This is a genomic window from Streptococcus varani, assembly GCF_001375655.1.
Lineage (GTDB): Bacteria > Bacillota > Bacilli > Lactobacillales > Streptococcaceae > Streptococcus > Streptococcus varani.
On the sequence record NZ_CTEN01000005.1, the window covers coordinates 40,743 to 59,475 of the forward strand.

Consider the following 18,733-nt stretch of genomic DNA (forward strand, 5'->3'; position numbering starts at 1 on the left):
AGCGAACTTTTTTTCAAGATAAGACTATTCAAAAAGAAAAACCGAATATTATCAAATAGATACTTCGGTTAATAAGCTTTTCCCGAATTTTATCCGATAGGTTCAGAAAAAAGAAGTTTTTCCTAAGTAGCAAAAATTTGTTTTTGCCTTGGAAAGGGTTTAAAATGAAGATAATATTAAATTTGAGGCGAGAAAATGACAGTATCCAATTTACTAAAAAAAGCAGATAGAACCTTTCCTATTTTACAAGCTACCTTTGGTATCGAACGAGAAGCCTTACGAATCAACGATAAAGACCGTTTGGCTCAGAGTCCACACCCAAAAAGCTTGGGCAATCGCTCCTTTCACCCTTATATTCAAACAGACTACAGCGAACCCCAAATAGAGCTCATCACGCCGATTAGCCATTCAACTCGTGAGGCTTTACGGATTTTGGGAGCTATTACGGATGTAGCCAGTCGTTCTATGGATAAAACAGAGTATCTTTGGCCACTTTCCATGCCACCACAAGTCACAGAGGAGGAAATCCAAATCGCAGCCCTGGACAATCCCTATGAATACCAGTATCGAGTAGGTTTGGGGCAACGATACGGCAAACTTCTCCAATCTATGAGTGGCATTCATTACAATTTTGAATTGGGGAAGGATTTGACCCAGGCACTCTTTGAAATCAGTGGTTACGCTAACTTTGTTACCTTCAAAAATGACCTCTATCTAAAAATAGCACAAAACTTCCTCAACTACCGCTGGTTTTTGACTTATTTATACGGGGCCAGCCCCTTAGCAGAAGAGGGCTTCCTAAAAGATGATCCTACTACTCCTGTTCGTTCCTTCCGTAACAGCCCGTACGGCTATGTGAACAAAGAGGATGTCACAGTTTCTTTTGCTGACCTAGACACCTATGTGACAAATTTAGAAGATGCTGTCGCAACTGGCAAATTGTCTGCGGAAAAAGAATTTTATTCTGCAATTCGCCTACGTGGGAGCCAGTATAATCGTGATTATCTGACACACGGGATTTCTTATTTGGAATTCCGTTGCTTTGACCTCAACCCTTTTAACCCTCTAGGAATCAACCAAGAAACGCTGGATACAGTGCATCTCTTTATCTTATCCCTTCTTTGGATGGACTCTTTGACAGATGTAGACACTCATCTGGCCCAAGCTAATCATCTCAACAATCAAATCGCTCTCAGCCATCCACTGGAGGCCCTACCGAAAGAAGCTGATATTCAAAGCATTTTGATAGCTATGAAAGAAGTGATTACTCACTTTGATTTGGGACCCGAGTATGCTCAGTTACTTGAAACAGTTAAAAAAGCCAGTGCAGATCCTAGCCTAACTCTGGGTGCTCAACTGTTGACTCACATTGACAATGATTCCTTAGAGGATTTTGGTCGTCAGCAAGGAAAGGTCTTTCATGACTATGCCTGGTCTGCACCTTATGCCCTAAAAGGCTATGAAAACATGGAATTATCAACCCAGATGGTGCTTTTTGATGCCATTCAAATGGGGCTGAAGGTAGAGATTTTAGACGAAAATGATCAGTTTATTAAGCTCTGGTATAAGGACCATGTTGAATTGGTGAAAAATGGCAACATGACTGCAAAGGATAAGTACGTAGTTCCCTTAGCTATGGCCAATAAGACGGTAACCAAGAAGATTTTGCATGAAGCAGGTTTCCCAGTTCCAGCTGGTAGCGAATTTTCTAGTCAATCGGATGCCCTCCGTTACTTCGGACAAATTGCAGATAAAGCCATCGTGGTCAAGCCAAAATCAACCAATTTTGGTTTGGGAATCTCTATTTTTCAAGAAGGGACTAGCCTAGCCGATTATAAAAAGGCTTTGGATATCGCTTTTGCTGAAGATTCTGATGTTCTTGTGGAGGAATTCATCCCAGGAACCGAATATCGTTTCTTTGTCCTAGATGGCCAATGCGAAGCCGTTCTCCTACGTCTTGCAGCCAATGTGGTTGGGGATGGAGTTCATACTATTCAAGAATTGGTCGACATAAAAAACCAGAATCCACTTCGTGGTCGCGATCACCGTTCCCCACTTGAAATCATCAACTTAGGTAAGATCGAACTACTCATGCTAGAGCAACAGGGCTACACGCCTGACACCATTTTAGCAACTGGCGTCAAAGCTGATTTGCGAGGCAACTCCAATATCTCCACTGGTGGCGACTCCATTGATGTGACTGAGATTATGGATGATTCCTTCAAGAAATTGGCGGCCGATATGGCTTCTACCATGGGAGCTTGGGTCTGCGGGGTGGATCTGATTATTCCAGATACATCCGTTGTTTCGACAAAAGAACATCCAGCTTCGACCTGTATTGAACTTAATTTCAATCCGTCTATGTATATGCACACCTATTGCCATCAAGGCCCAGGCCAAATCATTACAAAGAAGATTTTGCAGAAACTCTTCCCTGAGTTGACTTAATCTGCCTACACGAAAAAACCGCCGGTTGGCGGTTTTTGGGCTCTATAATTTCTGTAGTGGGTAAGACCACTATGGAGGTTATGGAGCCTTTTTGAGTGTATACAAAAAGTCCCATATGACCTATAATGAAAAGCGACAAAACCATCATTTTAGAAAGACTCATATGGAACAATTTTCATGTGAGACCTCGCTAATAGCTATAGTTGCACTACTATTATAACGCTTTGACGTTGAATGATGGCTCATAAAGGGAAAAATCGCTACAGACCGTGGCGATTTTTCTTTTTAGGTGATCCTTAAACCTTGATAAATCTAAGTTCAAGAAAAAGGGGAATGATTCCTAAAAGCTTATATTCCATGTTCAGTCAAACAAGTAAAAAATGGCTCTATAATTTCTGTAGTGGGTAAGACCACTATGGAGGTTATGGAGCCTTTTTGAGTGTATACAAAAAGTCCCATATGACCTATAATGAAAAGCGACAAAACCATCATTTTAGAAAGACTCATATGGAACAATTTGATTTTATCACAAACTTACTTGGAATAAAAGACCCTAATATCACCATTTCAGATTATGTGGACGCTGGAACTCATAAGGAGGTTATCGCTAAACTTGACTATCCGGCTCCTAAGTGCCATAACTGCCATGGTCAGATGGCTAAATATGACCTCCAAAAAGAATCTAAAATCCCCTATCTGGAATGTGCTGGTTATAAGACCTTGATTCGATTAAGAAAACGTCGTTTCCGCTGTCAAGATTGCGGAAAAATGGCGGTAGCTGAGACTTCTCTGGTCAAGAAGAATCATCAAATACCAGCTATTGTTAACCATAAGATTGCTCAAAAGCTGATTGAGAAAGGTTCTATGACAGACATCGCTGAATGCTTGGCCGTATCCACTTCAACAGTCATTCGCAAACTCAAGGAGTTCCAATTCAAGACTGACTTAACCTGGCTCCCAACCAATATGAGCTGGGATGAGTACAGCTTCAAGAAAGGCAAGATGAGTTTCATCGCTCAGGATTTCGACTCGAAAAACATTCTGGCAATCCTTGATGGCAGAACACAGGCAACCATTCGCAATTACTTCCTCCGCTACTCCAGACAGGTGAGAAACCGCGTCAAAGTCATCACTATGGACATGTTTAGTCCCTACTATGACATCGCTAAAAAATTATTTCCAAACGCTAAAATTGTCCTCGATCGCTTTCATATCGTCCAACATATGAGTCGGGCCATGAACCGTCTGCGCATTCAAGTCATGAATCAGTTTGACAGAAAATCTTATGAATACAAAGCTTTCAAGCGTTACTGGAAACTCATTCAACAGGATAGCCGTAAACTCAACGATAAACGCTTTTATCGCCCTACTTTTCGGATGCATTTGACCAACAAAGAGATTCTTAAAAAACTACTTTCTTACTCCCAGGAACTTCGAGAACACTATGAACTTTACCAACTATTGCTTTTTCATTTTCAAAAGAAGCAAGCTGAACATTTCTTTGACCTCATTGAGGAGCTGCTTCCCAGCGTAAATCCCATCTTTCAAACTATTTTTAAAACCTTTTTGAAGGATAAGGACAAGATCATTAACGCATTAGAACTCCCCTATTCAAACGCCAAACTAGACGCTACTAACAACCTCATCAAAGTCATTAAGCGTAATGCCTTTGGTTTCCGGAACTTTGACAACTTTAAATTAAGAATTCTCATCGCTTTGAACATCAAAAAGAAGAGAACCAAGTTGGTCCTCTCCAGGTTATGACTTTTCAGCAACCCACTACAGTTGACAAAGAGCCGGTTTTTGTATAGTCTATTTTTTTCGATTCTTAAAAATGAAGAAGATAATCCCTCCCAAAAGTCCAAATCCAAGTACTGCAAACAAATTAGAACTTGTTTCCCCAGTCTTTGGTAGGATAGGCTTCACCCTTTGACTTTGTATCTGATGGCTCAAGGGTTCTACTGATGGAGTTGCTGCTTGCTCAACTGTCTTACTAAAGTCTCCTCCATAATGCAAATCAGAGTAATTTATATCATCCGTAATAGCAGCTCCCCAAAATACCGTTTGGAGTTTGCCATCCTGATAGTTGAAACCAAAGTCATACTTAACTCCCCAACCACCTAATCCATTATAGCCGATATTCCCCCAATTATTTCCACCGACATAACGGTAGAGACTAGCAGAAACCACTTCTAATTGCTCAATTTTAAAAACTGTTGTGGATGGTTTCCATTGATCGTGGGTATCGATGGTTGTAGTTCCTGAACCATCCGCTCGGATGACAATGGTAATCGTCACTCCATTTTGGTTATTGACCCAAGTACCTACCAAGTCTGGCAAGAAAGGGATAACTTTAGATGGATCATTGGCCACTAGATTCGGCTCTACATAAGTTGTTGGATTAGAGGGGTTTTCTACGGTACTTGTAATGGGTACTGCAGTGGTTAGAGGTTCTTGAGATGTTGTTGCAACCGTTGTACTAGCCTTTGGCTCTTGGCTTGTAGTCACTGCTTCTGTACTGGATACATCCACTGTTGGTGCTAGTGTTGGTTCTTCTGAAGTTATCAGAATGGTACTTGCAGTAGTCGCATCTTCTGCCAATACATTTCCTAGAGGAAACAGCAAAAAAGCAAGTAGCGAAATGGCTATCACTATCTTCATTTTAGAAATTTTCATCATTCTTTCCTCCTTAATTAGCAAGATGAACAAGCAAATTTCTTCTTTTTTCTTCACCATCATTTTAACAGTTTTTGTTTCCATTGTAAAGTCACTATGTAATATTTTGTAACTTTTTTGTAACATAAGAAATATTTTTGTAACTTTTATATTTTTGCCCATTTATTTACAGTACATCTGAAAGTTCAAACGATAAATCATGGCAAACTCTTGTCAGTCTAGCTTTTTTTCTGTACAATGAATCTAGTATGATGATAGAAAGATGTGGCAATAATGGCTAGAAAACCTTACTATTCAAAAAACAAACAAAATACGGGTGTCATGGCTATTTTCGGTCTGATATTCTTCTTTTTTCTCATTTCCAACTTACTCCCTCTCCTTATCATGGGAGGTATCGGTCTTGGAACTTATTATTTAATCACGCAAAAATCCCGCAAGCAGAAAAAATTGGCCCATAACCAACTTTTACTTCTGGAGTCCAATCTTCAATCATCAGCACAAGAAATGCAAACTTTGGGACAACTACTGGACCAGCAAAACTACTTGAAATTTGAAGTTTCTGCTAAAAACATGCTGCAAAAACTCCATTCTTATTCTTATGTGGTCTACTCTATCCAAAAGTATATTGATTTCCAAGACTTCAATAGAATTTCGCAAAAGATCAATAGTCAAACTTCTGCCATTCAAACCGAGTTGAAAAAACTCCGTATTTCTCCAGATAGTCAGCCAGCCAGCAGTGAAGAGGAAATCATCTTGCGGATGGCACCAGAGATTATCCAACCCTATCGTAATATCCAAAATGATCACAGCCAGATTTTGGAAAAAATTAAAGAAACGGATAACCCTTCCGAACTGGAAGCCTTACATAGCATCAGCATGAAGCGATTTCGAGATATTTTAGATGGTTATCTAAAAATCAAGGCATCCCCAAAGGACTACTACAATGCAGAAGAGCGACTAAAACAAGCAAAAGAAGCCCTGCTTCAATTCGATTTAGATCTGGATGAGACCCTACGCAAACTAAATGAAAGTCAGCTACAGGACTTTGAAATTAGTCTACGTATGATGAATGCACGCCAATCAAACCAAAAAGACGCCCCCAATTCTTCCGATATATACTAAAGAGACACAAAGGAGAGAACCATGTCTGATACATTTAACTTTGATATCGATAAAATTGCAACTAATGCAATTACAAAAACAGATAAAACAACTGAAATCATTAAAGCCGAAGCTAATTCTAGTACAGGCCAACTAAATTTCTTTGAAAAATTATCAGCAGAACAACAGACTGCCATCTCTGCAAAAGCGCCAGCCCTGGTTGATAACTTCCTGAACGACCAAAATGCTCTCTTAGATTTTGGAACTTCTGCCGTAGAGGACGTTAACACAACGGTTAACCACATCTTAGCGGAACAGAAAAAACTAGAAATTCCTCAAGTGGATGAACTTCTTGCAAATGCCAATCGTGAATTGCATGGTTTTGTAACTAAGTATAAGGACGCAACACCCGCTGAACTCGAAAAGAAACCAAACTTCTTGCAAAAACTATTCAAGCAAACAGGAAACACTCTTCAAGAATTTTACTTCGACTCAAAAATGTGGAGCAGAAAATGGATGGCATGGCCGCTAGCGTTGTTGTCCAAGAGGAAGTTTTGGCCCGCAATATTGTATCTGCCGAGATGCTGATTGAAGAAAACACCAAATCTGTCGAAAACCTAGTCGGCGTTATCGCTTTTATTGAAGCTAGCCAGCAAGAATCCGCTTCACGTGCCAGTAAGATTCAAGCGGAGTTGGCTCTGTTAGACAGTCAAACGCCAGAATACCACAGCAAGTCATCTGATTTGGCCCGCATGACTGAGGTTATCAATACCTTGGAGCAACAACATACCGAGTATGTCAGTCGCCTCTATGTCGCTTGGGCAACGACACCACAGATGCGCAATATGGTCAAGGTCTCCTCAGATATGAGGCAAAAGCTGGGCATGCTCCGCCGTAATACCATCCCAACTATGAAATTATCCATCGCTCAGTTGGGTATGCTGCAACAATCTGTCAAATCAGGTGTCACAGCCGACGCCATCGTCAATGCCAATAATGCCGCTTTGCAAATGTTGGCTGAAACCAGCAAGGAAGCTATCCCGGCCCTTGAGCGAACTGCCCAAAGTCCAACTGTTTCTGTCCAGTCCGTGACAGCTCTTGCTGAAAGCTTGGTGGCTCAAAACAATGGCATCATTGCCGCCATCGAAGGAGGGCGCCAACAAAGAGCTCAATTAGAAGCGACAATTGTGAAATCTGCCGAAACGATCAATGATTCCATCAAACTTCGTGACAAGAAAATCGTTGATGCTTTATTAAATGAAGGCCGTCAGGTTCAAGAAAAGGTTGAACGCGAAGATGTAACCGATAGTCTCGGTAAATAATCCTCTTACAAGGAATTTGCTAAAGAATATAGAAGAAAGACAAGCAGTTTCTCATTACTTGTCTTCTTTTTTGTGTTAAAATAGAAACACTATGGATAAAATTACCAAAACAATATCAGAAAACGGGCATTTTCGTGCCTTTGTCTTGGATAGTACGGAGACTATCCGGACTGCTCAAGAAAAACATGACAGCATGGCCTCCTCCACTGTTGCTTTGGGGCGTACCTTCATTGCCAATCAGATCTTAGCTGCCAATGAAAAGGGCGATACCAAAATCACCCTAAAAATATTAGCAGATGGAGCAACTGGAGCCATTATTTCTGTAGCTAATAATAAGGGGCAAGTCAAGGGATACATTCAAAATCCTGACTTGGACTATAAAAAAACAGCCACCGGAGATGTTATCGTTGGTCCCCTTGTCGGCCAAGGACAGTTCCTCGTGATTACCGACTACGGTATCGGCCATCCTTACAACTCTACCACTCCACTCATCTCAGGGGAAATCGGAGAAGATTTAGCTTACTACCTGACTGAAAGCCAACAAACCCCATCAGCAGTCGGCCTCAATGTCCTACTGGATCAAGAGGACAAGGTCAAGGTTGCAGGTGGCTTCATGGTGCAGGTTTTACCAGGAGCATCAGAGGAAGAAATTTCTCGCTTTGAAAAACGTATTCAAACCATGCCCTCAATTTCCAGCCTTTTAGCATCTCCATCTCATATGGAAGCTCTTTTGGAGGCTATTTACGGACCAGACAACTATAAGATTCTATCTGAAGAGCCACTCAGTTTCAACTGCGATTGTTCGGAAAGACGTTTCTTAGATGCCCTGGCTGGTCTTCCTGCATCCGATATCCAAGAGATGATAACCGAAGACCACGGTTGCGACATTACCTGCCAATTTTGCCGCAAACACTACCACTTTACACCTGAAAAATTGGAGGAACTCATTCGTGACAAATCTTAATACCCCTTTTATGATTGGTGATATCGAAATCCCCAATCGCACCGTCCTAGCTCCCATGGCAGGTGTTACCAACTCAGCCTTTCGGACCATTGCAAAAGAAATGGGGGCCGGCTTGGTGGTCATGGAAATGATTTCCGAAAAGGGCCTGCTTTATAATAATGAAAAAACCTTGCACATGCTGCATATCGAGGAAAATGAATTCCCCATGTCCATCCAACTCTTCGGAGGAGATGCTGAAGGTCTCAAGCGGGCTGCGGACTTCATTCAAAAAAATACCAAGGCCGATATTGTCGACATCAATATGGGTTGTCCGGTAAACAAGGTCATCAAGAACGAAGCTGGTGCCAAGTGGCTCAAAGACCCAGATAAGATTTACCACATCATCAAGGAAGTGACCTCTGTTCTCGATCTTCCACTGACCGTTAAAATGCGAACTGGTTGGAACAATACAGATCTAGCTGTGGAAAACGCCCTCGCCGCTGAAGCTGGAGGCGTCGCTGCCCTGGCTATGCATGGTCGCACTCGCGAGCAAATGTATACTGGAACAGTGGACACCGATACATTGAAACGGGTCGCTGCTTCCCTGACAAAAATTCCTTTTATCGCTAACGGAGATATCCGCAAGGTAGAAGATGCTCGTCACCGTATCGAAGAAGTTGGCGCTGATGCAGTCATGGTCGGCCGTACCGCCATGGGCAATCCCTATATCTTTAACCAAATCAACCACTACCTAGAAACAGGCCAAATCTTACCCGATCTGACCTTTGCGGATAAACTCAAGGTCGCCCATGACCACCTGACCCGCCTGTCCAATCTCAAAGGTGAAAGTGTCGCTGTTCGTGAATTCCGTGGCCTAGCTCCCCACTACCTCCGTGGAACAGCCGGAGCCGCTAAGATTCGTGGAGCCGTTGCTAAGGCAGAGACAATTGCAGAAGTCGAAGCTCTCTTTGAACAAGCCTTGCAACGCTAAGAAAACAAAAAGACCAAAACGGTCTTTCAGAATGTGGACAAACCTTCTAAACGGCAGATAAGTTTAAAATTTGAGAGCGAATTATTAACAAAGAATACTCTTAGAAACCTTGTTTTAATAACGTTTCTAAGAGTATTTTTTTCTAAGAAAATCAAAAGGGATGAAGCAAATTATCCCAAATAATCTTTTTCTGCTTATGAAGCGAGATTTAAGAATAGACTTAATAGAACAATTGACTTTCTATCAGCAGAGAACTATAATAAAATTAAAAATAAGGAAGGGGTTTTCAATTTGAAAAAGAACATATTTTTTGCAGTTTCCATCTATACTCTTTTACTCTCTTGCCTAGCATTTGGAAAATCAGCACTGGCTGATACTGGTCTATACAGGCTCTATCATCCCGGTCTCCAAATACACCTATATACTAAAGACAGTAACGAGTATAAAGTCCTAGCTAACCGTGGATGGAAACAGGAGGGTGTCGCTTTCTATGCAGAACAGCCTTCCACTGCTTCAAGTATCCCTGCTGAAGTAGTTGGAACCTGGTCAGGAACTAGTCCCCTTGCTCCTGAAGTTTCTGTTACCATCACAGCAGACGGTCAAATGAAAACCTACAATCACTTTGTTTTCGGGGGAGTGGATGGTGTCGATACTAAAACCAATTACACTGCTACGATTACTGAACTAAAAACAATTGCCTCAAATACATACTTTATTATTGGAAATACTGGAGATATTGCAGCGCTTCTTCCAGGAGTCACTAATATGGGAGGAATGTTTGTTATCCAACCTAGCTTCAAAATTGAAAACGGTCAGTACATGCCTATTGCTGCTACTGGACCAACAATCGAACAAGTAGATTATCAAAATTATCATGACTTTGGGTTTTCACTTACGAAACAGTAGAAAGTAAAGGCTAGTAAAAAACTTTATAGTGCCACAAAAGACTAGATAAGGGAAATTTATACAGGAAACTACTTATGTACTTTGGCCTTGATCCATCTGGCATATATATAAAAATTGAGAATAAAACTCCTCAAGTCATACATGATCTCTGTTATCAAATTGGCGACTTTGAAGTAGAAAAAGTTGAAAAAATATTGCCTAATGAAAATCAAACAGTCTATATTTTTTCATCCAATTATGAAAGAGACTATTCTATATCTTTCTTCTTTCAAAGCCAACCCGAAAGAAAATTTTTCTTTGCAGATATTATCAAGAAAACAACTCCCGACCATCTATGGTTTTACTATGATTTTCAGATAGTTGAAAAAGATTCAAGATTAAAAATCACTTCAAGTCAAGATATTACATAATCACCAACACATCACAAAAGAGGCGTTCCACTGGGATCACCTCTTTTTCTTTTTATTCATCCTTGTCAAAAGAATGTTTGACTCCGTCAACAAGTTCTTCGACGCTGTCTTTTACATCTTGTACAACTTCCTTCGCCTTTGCAGCCAATTTTTCAGTCATACCTTCAGTTTCAATTTCCTTATCACCCGTCAACTTACCAAAACCCTCTTTTACAGAACCTTTGAGTTGATCTACTTTTGTATCTAATTTATCAGACATAGCCTTGTCCTCCTTTTCTTTAGTAACTCATTATACCATATGTTGGAAGCGATTACAAGCACTCGATTTAAAAAGCTGGGTTTCCCCAGCTCTTAAATTCGGTATTTTAAATTTCTTTCAGTAAGATATGGTCGGTATCTGCTTGATTTCCTATACAGTAGAAATATGGATGCCACAGACTATTCTACTCAACCATCCAGGCAATTCCTTCATATTTCCAACCACGATTCGACAACACATTTTTTTCATTTTCATCCATTGTGTAAAGGTGTTTTTTTACTCCATTATTATACAGTCGATAGATAGGTTTAGTTCCAGTAGATTGATAAGCTATCCCTTCTTGATTCCAACCTCTTTCTCCCAACACATTATATTCATTAGTATCCATCGTATAATGGTGAACTTTTAATCCCGGATGATAGAGTCGGTAAATACTTTGACCCCCCACAGATCGAGTTGACCAAGCTGTCCCCTCAAAATTCCACCCACGAGTCATTAAAGTATCCCTTTCATTTCCATCGCTCGTATAAATATGTGTCTTAAGACCGGATTGATAGAGACGATAAACCGGATGTAGCTGATTAGCTAACACGTTTATAGTGAATACCTTAGGTGCATATGCAACCGTTGGTTCGACTGAAGCTCTAGAAACCCCTAAATTGTTCAACTCTTCTTCAAAGTCGACCACCTCATCTCTTTCAGGGACTCGAATGGTTAACGTAACAACTCCCGGTTTTAATGCTTGCCAATTCCCTTTCGCATCTACAGTTAGAATCGAACTATCAGAAACTTTATAAATGAAAGCATAGCGAGAATCCCGGATGATACTATCTTGAAGAGGGATGATTTGACCGGTACTTGCAATTGCAATTTTACTTTGAGGTACAGTCTTTTCATCCAGATAAGCCACCCCATTGTTATATGTATAATAATTTGTTTCCTCGGCTTTAACTTTCATTGAACTTACAAATATTAAAGTAATTACCGATAGGATAATTGTTATAACAGAAATTTTCTTCATAATCTCTCCTATTCTACTTTCCAAGCAATACCTTCATAGTTCCAACCACGTGTTGATAAAACATTTTTTTCATTTTCATCCATAGTATATAGATGAACTTTTAGAACTGAATTATATAAGCGATAAACATTTTTATTACCCATTGAATTCCAAACAATTCCTTCATAGTTCCAACCTCGGATTACCAAAGTGTCTTTTTCATTTAAGCTCGTTGTATATAGGTGTCGACGAGTACCTGAATTATACAAACGATAGACTGAGGCACCGCCGGTATCGGTTCTCCACGCAATGCCTTCATATTTCCAACCCATTCGCACCAATGCATCTTTTTCATTAGAACCTGAAGTATAAAAATGATATTTCTCTCCAATATTATATAGTCGATGTGTCGCTATGAGATTTGAAATACCATTACCTGAAGTAGCATTCTGAAGTCCTGCATTGACTAATGAAATCCCCTCATTATTTAAACGACGAGCAATATTGCGACTCTGATTCTCGGCAACATTAATTGCAACAATCTGGTTACTGTTATTTAAAACAGGACCCCCACTGTGACCTGGTGTAGTATCCATTTGGTATCGAATTATTTTATCTTCTATATTCATGATTGGTCCAGAAACAACATACATACCACCAATTTTGCCGACATCTTCTATTCTATCACTCCCTGGATAACCTATCGTTGCTACTCGTTGTTGTGCTTGAACATTATTTACAATTGGTAAAAAACCTACACTTGAAGGAAACGAGTACGGCAAAGAAACCACGGCTAAATCATCATTCATTTTTTCATTAGTATAACTACTGGCAGTATTGTTTTTATAGCTTGAAAAAACATGGAAATTTGTTCCAGTTAAACCTCCATATGGATAATAATCTCTGTTTCTACCAGGAAAAACTGCAACATACTCAGCCCATTCATTTGTATCTGTTTTTCTGATAATATGAGCAGCTGTTAAAACTTTATTGGGTGCAACAAGAACGCCAGTACCACCGTTAGGAGTCCCATTCTTAAAATACGAGATTATAAAGACTACTTTCCGATATGGATCCCTATTAGTATCATATACATTAACTCTATCATCTCTTCCAAAAATTGTGGATGGTTCAATATCTGAAGCATCTACCGGTATATTGGGAAAAGTGTCTGATGGCGGAATTACGTCTGCAGGTATTTCCCCATCATCTACCAGCAAGAAACTTTCAGCTAAATCTTTTAAAACTATTTTATCTGTTTCAAAATCATCTGCTTTCGCATTTATTCCTATTAAAGAAACAATACTTAAAATAGTTAAACAAATAAATAAAATTTTTTTCATATAGTCCTCCTATCTATTATTTTATCACATTTTGAAGGCGTTTTCAATAAGTGCTTTGAAACTTTATCTTCTATGTTCAGTTCTATGTTCAGCTCTATGTTCAGTCAAACAAGTAAAAAAGGATTTGAAAAAGACAAATCCTTAAATTTCTTTCAATAAAATATGGTCGGTATCCGCTTGATTGCCTGTCCAGTAGACATGTTCTCCTACGCGGATGAAACCGTGTTCTTTATAGAAGGCCTGCGCTGCATCATTATGCTCCCAGACACCCAGCCAAACCGAGTCATAGCCAGCTTCCTTGGCGTGTTTCATGGCAAAATCCATGAGGATGGTGCCAAATCCCTGACGTTTCTCACTAGGTCGAACATAAATCCGTTGAATTTCCAAGGTATTTTCCGCGACATCCGCTTCCGTTTGAGCAGCACCTACATTGAGTTTGAGATAGCCCACCAAACGTTTATCAGCATAGAGAAAGAAAAATTCGGATTCTGGATTTTCCAATTCCTGACTCAAGGTCTCAAGACTGTAGGCATCCCTTAAAAAATTATCCATATCGTCCGGATTCACAATAGAATCCTTAAAGGTATCATAGTAGGTCTCACAAGAAATGTCCCTTAAGTCCTCCACGCTCTCTAAACCAATTTTAAGTAACTGTATCATGTCTTGTCCTCCACCGTAAATTTGAGTTGACCAGCAGACACTCCAATTTTCAAGATCTGACCAGCTTGGATTTCCTGACGCAAGAGCATTTCTGCCAAGCGATCCTCTACCTTAGTCTGAATCAACCTACACAACGGTCTAGCCCCCATATCGGGATCATATCCTTCCTTGGCCAAAAGTTTGAGGGCCGAAGCTTGAAACTTCAGATTCATTCCTTTCTCAGCCATAATGGCTAAGAGTGGTTTGATCATAACCTTGACAACTTCCTGCATGTCTTCGTTAGACAAACTATGGAAGACAACCTTCTCATCAATACGATTAATAAATTCAGGACGGTAAGCTTTTTTCAACTCCTCTAAGATGCGCTTTTCCACATGTTCCTGACTACGAGAAACATCAAGAGCTCCAAAGCCAACGGTCTTATCGTCTCGTAAAGCGGTCGCCCCCAAGTTAGACGTCATGATAATGAGGGTATTGGAGAAGTCGATTTTACGTCCTTTACTATCCGTTAACACCCCGTCGTCTAAAACCTGCAAGAGAACATTGAAAATATCTGGATGGGCTTTTTCCACCTCATCAAAGAGAAGAACAGAGTAGGGTTTGTTTCGGACTTTTTCTGTCAGCTCACCACCCTCTTCATAACCCACATAGCCTGGAGGGGCGCCATTGAGGCGAATAGCTGCAAATTTTTCCATATACTCAGACATATCAAAACGAATGAGAGCTGACTCATCATCAAAGAGAACTTGAGCCAAGGCCTTCGCTAACTCGGTCTTTCCGACACCCGTCGGACCCAAGAACATGAAGGATCCGATAGGCCGTTTGCCAGTGCGAATGCCAGACTGATTACGGCGAATAGCCCTGCTAACAGCTGAGATAGCCTCATTTTGTCCAATGACTCGTTTATGCAAGTCAGCTTCTAGATTGAGATACTTCTTGGCGTCTGTCTTGGTCAGCTTGGTAAGAGGTATACCGGATAAACGACTAAGAGTATCTAGAATAGCATCTGATGTCACCTTGAGGGGATAAGCAGGTGTCTCATCTTGCTCATCCTCAGACTGGCGAATCAACTCTCCCAATTTTTTGTACTGTTTGTTCAGAAGCGCTTCTTCTAACCGATCTTTTTCTTCTTTCACCGCTACTTTTGAAGCATTCTGCACAGTGGCACTGGCTTCATCCAATAAATCAATAGCGGAATCTGGTAAATTTTTGCTCGTCAGGTAACGCTTGGCATAGGTCACTGCCGTCACAATAGCCTCATCAGAAATGGTCACTCGGTGGTATTGTTCATAAGCAGCTTTCAGGCCACGCAAGATAGCAATAGAATCCTCTACATTAGGCTCTTCGATTGTTACCTTTGCAAAACGACGAACAAGGGCTGCGTCTTTTTCAATATGCTTTTGGTATTCTTCTTGTGTCGTTGCGCCCACCATATGGAGACTCCCTCGGGAAAGAGCCGGCTTCAAAATATTTGCCGCGTCCATGGTCGAATCAATACCAGAGCCTGAACCCATTATCGTATGCAGTTCATCAATAAAAAGGATAACCTGCCCATCTTCTTCAATATCATTGATGATATTATTCATCCGTTCTTCAAAATCACCACGAAAGCGAGTACCCGCTACCACACTCATCAAATCCAGTTCCAAAACACGCATACCAGCTAAACTAGCTGGAACCTGACCTGCAGCAACCCTTTGTGCCAGCCCGAGAGCAAGGGCAGTCTTCCCAACACCCGCATCTCCAACCAGAACAGGATTGTTTTTTGTTTTACGGGAAATAATCTGAACCATACGGGAAATTTCTTTCTCTCGACCGATGACCGGTTCCAAGAGTCCAGATCTAGCTTGAGCCGTTAAGTCTCTAGAATAGTCCTCCAAACCACCACTCTGAGCTTGAGGCATGCCTCCCATCATACTAGCCATGGATGGACTTTTCCCAGCATTCCCCTTAAGCAAGTTTCGAACAGCTTTTAATTCTTCCTTAGAAAATCCAGCCTTGACCTCCAAACTCTTGCGAACATCGATGTATCGTAAACTATCTTCTGAACCCTCTAAACGAAAACCAACCTTATCCAAAATCTGAGCGGCTACTGAGCGACGATCTAACAACATGGCTAAAAAGACATGCTCTGTTCCAAGACTCTTAGACTTAGTAATATCAGCAATCTTCTCTGCCATTTCTTCAACTTCCAACAAGCGTTTTGAGGCAGGTAAAATAGTTGTTAGCTGTATTTCCTCACGGTATTCGCGTTCGGTAACAGCAAACGTAGCTTGCTCAAAATCATCAATATCTGCCGGAAACTCCATCAAAGCCGAGCCTGCAACTGTGTCATGGTTGACAACAAAGGAAAGCAGAATATGCCAGCTTTCCAAATAAGGGCAGTCATAACGTTGGGCAATCAGTTTAGCATCCTCAAATACCCGACTTAATCCGCTGGAAAATTTCATTCTAGTCCTCTTTTCTGTCTAATCTTCTCAAAATCTGTCTCATCATACGAGCTCGAATCCTGTTGGCATCTGCACCCAAACTATCATCCGTTCCCATTGCCAGGGTCAAATTGCCTTCTCTTTCTGTCATTAAGTTCTCATCAAAAAGGAGCTGTAAAATATCCGAATAAACTGGCCAAGATAATTCTTCTCCCATATTTTGCAAAAGATCATAGATCAGCTCATGCTTATCTGAGAAGGTGATGCGACCGATACGGATGTAGCCACCACCACCACGTTTACTCTCTACAATATAGCCACGACTGGCTGTAAACCGTGTCTTAATGACATAGTTAATCTGACTAGGTACCACTTCAAACCGACTGGCTAACTCTGAACGTTTGAGCTCTGCCACACTAACTCTTTCTAGAATGGATTTGATATGTTCTTCAATATAATCGGAAGTATTTTTCATGACCATATTAGCATCCCTTTCTTACTGACTATTATTGACTATTATAGCATTCCAAGGGGTATTTTACAAGAAATTGCCATCTAGCAAACTGAGCAAATGCTTGCTTTTAAAAGAGAAAATCATTATACTAACACTATCTAATAAGCAAGGAGAAAATATGTTTTTTAAGAATACGTTTGAAGAGGATATCCAATACTTTCAGGCGGTTTCACCTAAAGAAGCCCGTCGACTTTTGGAGACCAAAGACGGAGCTATCCTATTTTTAGGGAGAGAGTCTTGTCCTTACTGTCGTCTCTTTGCTCCGAAATTGGCAGCACTTGCGAAGCGGGAAAAGTGGACCGTTTACTTCCTCCATACGCAAAACCCAGCCTACTCTGCTCAAGAAGTCGCCCAGCTTCGCCAAGATTATGGTGTGCCAACTGTTCCTGGTTTCCTGCAGGCTAAGGCAGATGGTGTTGCTGTTCGTTGCGACTCATCGATGACAGAAGAGGAAATCCAAAATTTTATTACAGAATAAAAATCGTTTTAAAAGCAAATTCAAGTAAAAATGACTGATGAATGAAGCCTCCAATCAGTCATTTTTTATCTTATCAAATACTTTAGGATATCTCCTTTTTCCTTAAAAACAGAAAGAAGACTAAACTTAAGAACATGGCACCAGCTGTAATGTAAAAAGGAGTAACAAACATTTCCCAAGAGAGTCGAGCAACCAGCTTGGTTAGGATGAGGGGCGATACAATGACACCAATATTACCAGCTGTAATCGCCATACTGGTCACGAATGTCAACTGTTCTTTGGGATAATGGATAGCCATCCCATCAAAAATAGCCGACATTCCTCCTACAAAACTAGCTCCAATGAGTATGGCTCCAAGATAAAATAATGGAAGATGATTCCCAAAAACAAAGAGAAGATTCCCAAGAGCCATCAAAAGCAACATGAGGGGCAAGGTGTAACTTTTCATCACTTTACTAATGGTTCCAAAGACAAGCCCCAGAAGAATACCGCTAAAGGCTAAAACTACTAAAAGACGGCTGGCATCAAACTGATTATAGGCATAATGATTGACCAGTAACGTTGGGATTTTAATGGTTGCACCAATATAGGCAATCCCAATCAAGAGGGTAATGAGCATCCATAGAACCGCTTCTTGATCGAAGACAACTACTTTTGTTAGACGCTTTTCTTGAACGGGTATATCTATCACAAAATAATGAAAGAGAAATAAGACTGGTAAAACGAGTATATAAATTAAGAAAATATATCGGGTTCCTAATAGCAAAGCATAACCTACTAAAAACGTTGTTAGGGTCTTACCAATATTGAGAGTAGCTGTCCGCATACCAATCATTGCTGAACGACTCTCTTTGTCGAAATAATCACTAATCATGCTAATGGATAAAGGGTTGTAAATTCCAATCCCAAAACCCAAAAGTAAGCGACCAATAAAGACTAGTTGAAAATTTGTCGCAAAAAAGGATAGAAGTCCAGATAAAAAAATCAATGACAAGCCCAGTTCAACTGTTTTTTTCTTGCCAATCTTAGCAATTAGTAGATTACTAAAAATAACAGCCAATAGAATCATCATCGCTGGAATAGTGACCAATGTTTCTACAGAAACAAGGGTAATTGATGGATCTTTAGCATGATAAAATGTATAGAGATCAGGTATAGCTGGTGCAATCGCTAGGTGCGACATAATAAAAAGCGAAGTAGAGAGTAAGGCAATTTTCAGCCCCTTTATTTGTTTCATGTTATTTCCTTTATTG

At 40.5% G+C, this 18,733-nt stretch carries 18 protein-coding genes; 10 read left to right on the forward strand and 8 right to left on the reverse strand.

What is annotated here, in order from left to right:
* Nucleotides 1-195: 195 nt before the first annotated feature.
* Both gshAB and BN1356_RS11020 read left to right on the forward strand, forming a co-directional pair.
* The gene (gene gshAB / locus BN1356_RS11010; protein WP_093651441.1) at nucleotides 196-2,448 is read left to right on the forward strand and encodes a bifunctional glutamate--cysteine ligase GshA/glutathione synthetase GshB; all 2,253 of its coding nucleotides are present in this window, start codon (nucleotides 196-198) and stop codon (nucleotides 2,446-2,448) included.
* A 507-nt stretch (nucleotides 2,449-2,955) separates the two neighbouring features.
* Nucleotides 2,956-4,212 carry an ISL3 family transposase gene (locus BN1356_RS11020; protein WP_176694275.1) on the forward strand — a complete coding sequence of 419 codons (1,257 nt, stop codon included), beginning with the start codon at nucleotides 2,956-2,958 and terminating at the stop codon, nucleotides 4,210-4,212.
* A gap of 48 nt (nucleotides 4,213-4,260) precedes the next feature.
* Here BN1356_RS11020 and BN1356_RS11025 read toward each other — a convergent pair whose 3' ends face one another.
* Nucleotides 4,261-5,127: an LPXTG cell wall anchor domain-containing protein gene (locus BN1356_RS11025; RefSeq protein ID WP_176694273.1), complete on the reverse strand. Its 867-nt coding sequence runs from the start codon at nucleotides 5,125-5,127 to the stop codon at nucleotides 4,261-4,263.
* A 270-nt stretch (nucleotides 5,128-5,397) separates the two neighbouring features.
* Between BN1356_RS11025 and BN1356_RS11030 the strand changes: the two genes are divergently transcribed.
* The 7 genes from BN1356_RS11030 to BN1356_RS11055 all read left to right on the forward strand — a co-directional run bounded on the left by BN1356_RS11030 (nucleotide 5,398) and on the right by BN1356_RS11055 (nucleotide 10,797).
* Nucleotides 5,398-6,246 (forward strand): hypothetical protein, encoded by an 849-nt coding sequence (locus BN1356_RS11030; RefSeq protein WP_093651444.1) that lies wholly within the window; start codon nucleotides 5,398-5,400, stop codon nucleotides 6,244-6,246.
* 21 nt (nucleotides 6,247-6,267) lie between these two features.
* Nucleotides 6,268-6,813 (forward strand): hypothetical protein, encoded by a 546-nt coding sequence (locus tag BN1356_RS13025; RefSeq protein WP_342666775.1) that lies wholly within the window; start codon nucleotides 6,268-6,270, stop codon nucleotides 6,811-6,813.
* Nucleotides 6,705-7,547 carry a toxic anion resistance protein gene (locus tag BN1356_RS11035; RefSeq protein WP_342666777.1) on the forward strand — a complete coding sequence of 281 codons (843 nt, stop codon included), beginning with the start codon at nucleotides 6,705-6,707 and terminating at the stop codon, nucleotides 7,545-7,547. Before BN1356_RS13025 ends, BN1356_RS11035 begins: the two co-directional genes overlap by 109 nt.
* 91 nt (nucleotides 7,548-7,638) lie before the next feature.
* The gene (hslO, locus tag BN1356_RS11040; protein ID WP_093651446.1) at nucleotides 7,639-8,511 is read left to right on the forward strand and encodes an Hsp33 family molecular chaperone HslO; all 873 of its coding nucleotides are present in this window, start codon (nucleotides 7,639-7,641) and stop codon (nucleotides 8,509-8,511) included.
* Complete coding sequence (gene dusB / locus BN1356_RS11045; RefSeq protein ID WP_093651447.1) at nucleotides 8,498-9,481, forward strand: tRNA dihydrouridine synthase DusB; 984 nt, start codon at nucleotides 8,498-8,500, stop codon at nucleotides 9,479-9,481. The genes hslO and dusB overlap by 14 nt, the downstream gene beginning before the upstream one ends.
* 291 nt (nucleotides 9,482-9,772) lie before the next feature.
* Nucleotides 9,773-10,387, forward strand: coding sequence for a hypothetical protein (locus BN1356_RS11050; protein WP_093651448.1), 615 nt, complete (start codon nucleotides 9,773-9,775; stop codon nucleotides 10,385-10,387).
* 74 nt (nucleotides 10,388-10,461) lie between these two features.
* Nucleotides 10,462-10,797 (forward strand): hypothetical protein, encoded by a 336-nt coding sequence (locus tag BN1356_RS11055; RefSeq protein WP_093651449.1) that lies wholly within the window; start codon nucleotides 10,462-10,464, stop codon nucleotides 10,795-10,797.
* Nucleotides 10,798-10,849: 52 nt separating this feature from the next.
* On the opposite strand, the gene BN1356_RS11060 is transcribed toward BN1356_RS11055, so the two are convergent.
* The 6 genes from BN1356_RS11060 to BN1356_RS11085 form a co-directional block, all read right to left on the reverse strand.
* Nucleotides 10,850-11,056: a CsbD family protein gene (locus tag BN1356_RS11060; protein ID WP_093651450.1), complete on the reverse strand. Its 207-nt coding sequence runs from the start codon at nucleotides 11,054-11,056 to the stop codon at nucleotides 10,850-10,852.
* A 184-nt stretch (nucleotides 11,057-11,240) separates the two neighbouring features.
* On the reverse strand, nucleotides 11,241-12,077 hold the full coding sequence (locus BN1356_RS11065) for a hypothetical protein (RefSeq protein WP_093651451.1): 837 nt from the start codon (nucleotides 12,075-12,077) through the stop codon (nucleotides 11,241-11,243).
* Nucleotides 12,078-12,085: 8 nt separating this feature from the next.
* Nucleotides 12,086-13,399 (reverse strand): trypsin-like peptidase domain-containing protein, encoded by a 1,314-nt coding sequence (locus BN1356_RS11070; RefSeq protein WP_093651452.1) that lies wholly within the window; start codon nucleotides 13,397-13,399, stop codon nucleotides 12,086-12,088.
* 141 nt (nucleotides 13,400-13,540) lie between these two features.
* The gene (locus BN1356_RS11075) at nucleotides 13,541-14,059 is read right to left on the reverse strand and encodes a GNAT family N-acetyltransferase (RefSeq protein ID WP_093651453.1); all 519 of its coding nucleotides are present in this window, start codon (nucleotides 14,057-14,059) and stop codon (nucleotides 13,541-13,543) included.
* Entirely contained in the window at nucleotides 14,056-16,509 is a 2,454-nt protein-coding gene (locus BN1356_RS11080; RefSeq protein ID WP_093651454.1) for an ATP-dependent Clp protease ATP-binding subunit, read from the reverse strand. The genes BN1356_RS11075 and BN1356_RS11080 overlap by 4 nt, the downstream gene beginning before the upstream one ends.
* A 1-nt stretch (nucleotide 16,510) precedes the next feature.
* Entirely contained in the window at nucleotides 16,511-16,969 is a 459-nt protein-coding gene (locus tag BN1356_RS11085) for a CtsR family transcriptional regulator (RefSeq protein WP_093651455.1), read from the reverse strand.
* A 151-nt stretch (nucleotides 16,970-17,120) separates the two neighbouring features.
* Between BN1356_RS11085 and BN1356_RS11090 the strand changes: the two genes are divergently transcribed.
* Nucleotides 17,121-17,480, forward strand: a complete 360-nt coding sequence (locus BN1356_RS11090) for a DUF6568 family protein (RefSeq protein WP_093651456.1) — start codon at nucleotides 17,121-17,123, stop codon at nucleotides 17,478-17,480.
* 82 nt (nucleotides 17,481-17,562) lie between these two features.
* Here the strand turns inward: BN1356_RS11090 and BN1356_RS11095 are convergent, their stop codons facing one another.
* The gene (locus tag BN1356_RS11095) at nucleotides 17,563-18,717 is read right to left on the reverse strand and encodes an MFS transporter (protein WP_093651457.1); all 1,155 of its coding nucleotides are present in this window, start codon (nucleotides 18,715-18,717) and stop codon (nucleotides 17,563-17,565) included.
* Nucleotides 18,718-18,733: the final 16 nt, after the last annotated feature.

Excerpts from the sequence above, each read along its gene's own strand:
- BN1356_RS11080 (WP_093651454.1), bottom strand. The coding sequence starts at position 16,509 with ATGAAATTTTCCAGCGGATTAAGTCGGGTATTTGAGGATGCTAAACTG.
- BN1356_RS11065 (WP_093651451.1), bottom strand. The coding sequence starts at position 12,077 with ATGAAGAAAATTTCTGTTATAACAATTATCCTATCGGTAATTACTTTA.
- BN1356_RS11085 (WP_093651455.1), bottom strand. The coding sequence starts at position 16,969 with ATGGTCATGAAAAATACTTCCGATTATATTGAAGAACATATCAAATCC.
- BN1356_RS11055 (WP_093651449.1), top strand. The coding sequence starts at position 10,462 with ATGTACTTTGGCCTTGATCCATCTGGCATATATATAAAAATTGAGAAT.
- BN1356_RS13025 (WP_342666775.1), top strand. The coding sequence starts at position 6,268 with ATGTCTGATACATTTAACTTTGATATCGATAAAATTGCAACTAATGCA.
- BN1356_RS11020 (WP_176694275.1), top strand. The coding sequence starts at position 2,956 with ATGGAACAATTTGATTTTATCACAAACTTACTTGGAATAAAAGACCCT.
- BN1356_RS11025 (WP_176694273.1), bottom strand. The coding sequence starts at position 5,127 with ATGATGAAAATTTCTAAAATGAAGATAGTGATAGCCATTTCGCTACTT.
- BN1356_RS11075 (WP_093651453.1), bottom strand. The coding sequence starts at position 14,059 with ATGATACAGTTACTTAAAATTGGTTTAGAGAGCGTGGAGGACTTAAGG.
- gshAB (WP_093651441.1), top strand. The coding sequence starts at position 196 with ATGACAGTATCCAATTTACTAAAAAAAGCAGATAGAACCTTTCCTATT.
- BN1356_RS11070 (WP_093651452.1), bottom strand. The coding sequence starts at position 13,399 with ATGAAAAAAATTTTATTTATTTGTTTAACTATTTTAAGTATTGTTTCT.
- BN1356_RS11060 (WP_093651450.1), bottom strand. The coding sequence starts at position 11,056 with ATGTCTGATAAATTAGATACAAAAGTAGATCAACTCAAAGGTTCTGTA.
- BN1356_RS11090 (WP_093651456.1), top strand. The coding sequence starts at position 17,121 with ATGTTTTTTAAGAATACGTTTGAAGAGGATATCCAATACTTTCAGGCG.
- BN1356_RS11030 (WP_093651444.1), top strand. The coding sequence starts at position 5,398 with ATGGCTAGAAAACCTTACTATTCAAAAAACAAACAAAATACGGGTGTC.
- BN1356_RS11095 (WP_093651457.1), bottom strand. The coding sequence starts at position 18,717 with ATGAAACAAATAAAGGGGCTGAAAATTGCCTTACTCTCTACTTCGCTT.
- hslO (WP_093651446.1), top strand. The coding sequence starts at position 7,639 with ATGGATAAAATTACCAAAACAATATCAGAAAACGGGCATTTTCGTGCC.